Here is a 1192-nt window from a genome sequence, read left to right as displayed (position 1 = left end):
ATGGCCAAGGAAAAGTTCGCGCGGACGAAGCCGCATTGCAACATCGGGACGATTGGCCATGTCGACCATGGCAAGACGTCCCTGACGGCTGCGATCACGAAGATCCTTGCCGAGACGGGCGGCGCGACGTTCACGGCGTATGACCAGATCGACAAGGCTCCCGAGGAGAAGGCGCGCGGCATCACGATCTCGACGGCTCATGTCGAGTACGAGACCGAGAACCGTCACTACGCGCATGTCGACTGCCCCGGGCACGCCGACTATGTGAAGAACATGATCACCGGCGCGGCGCAGATGGACGGCGCGATCCTGGTGGTTTCGGCCGCTGACGGCCCGATGCCGCAGACCCGCGAGCACATCCTTCTGGCCCGCCAGGTCGGCGTTCCGGCGCTGGTGGTGTTCCTGAACAAGTGCGACATGGTCGACGACGCCGAGCTCCTGGAGCTCGTCGAGCTCGAGGTTCGCGAGCTGCTGTCGAAGTACGACTTCCCGGGCGACGACATTCCGATCATCAAGGGCTCGGCGCTGGTGGCGCTGGAGAACGGCGATCCGAAGCTCGGCCATGACGCGATCCTCGAGCTGATGAAGGCGGTCGACGCCTACATCCCGCAGCCGGAGCGTCCGGTCGACCAGCCGTTCCTGATGCCTGTCGAGGACGTGTTCTCGATCTCGGGCCGCGGCACGGTGGTGACGGGTCGCGTCGAGCGCGGCATCGTCAAGGTCGGCGAGGAAGTCGAGATCGTCGGCATCCGCCCGACGGTGAAGACGACGGTGACGGGCGTGGAGATGTTCCGCAAGCTGCTCGACCAGGGCCAGGCGGGCGACAACATCGGCGCGCTGCTGCGCGGCACGAAGCGCGAGGACGTCGAGCGCGGCCAGGTGCTGTGCAAGCCGGGCTCGGTCAAGCCGCACACCAAGTTCAAGGCTGAGGCCTACATCCTGACGAAGGAGGAGGGCGGCCGCCACACGCCGTTCTTCACGAACTACCGCCCGCAGTTCTACTTCCGCACGACGGACGTGACCGGGGTGGTGCATCTTCCCGAAGGCACCGAGATGGTGATGCCGGGCGACAACATCGCGATGGAGGTGCACCTGATCGTGCCGATCGCGATGGAGGAGAAGCTGCGCTTCGCGATCCGCGAAGGCGGCCGAACCGTCGGCGCCGGCGTCGTCGCCAGCATCATCGAGTGAT

1 protein-coding gene is annotated in these 1192 nt (G+C 65.7%); it reads left to right on the top strand.

Annotated elements, in window-relative coordinates:
* Positions 1 to 1191 carry an elongation factor Tu gene (gene tuf / locus ACIKT0_RS18640; protein ID WP_183393839.1) on the top strand — a complete coding sequence of 397 codons (1191 nt, stop codon included), beginning with the start codon at positions 1 to 3 and terminating at the stop codon, positions 1189 to 1191.
* Position 1192: the final 1 nt, after the last annotated feature.

The sequence above is a fragment of the Hansschlegelia beijingensis genome (assembly GCF_045505405.1).
Taxonomy (GTDB): domain Bacteria; phylum Pseudomonadota; class Alphaproteobacteria; order Rhizobiales; family Methylopilaceae; genus Methylopila; species Methylopila beijingensis_A.
This window is presented reverse-complemented; position numbering and strand designations above follow the sequence as displayed.

Coding starts and splice junctions, on each gene's coding strand:
- tuf (WP_183393839.1), top strand. CDS start 1: ATGGCCAAGGAAAAGTTCGCGCGGACGAAGCCGCATTGCAACATCGGG.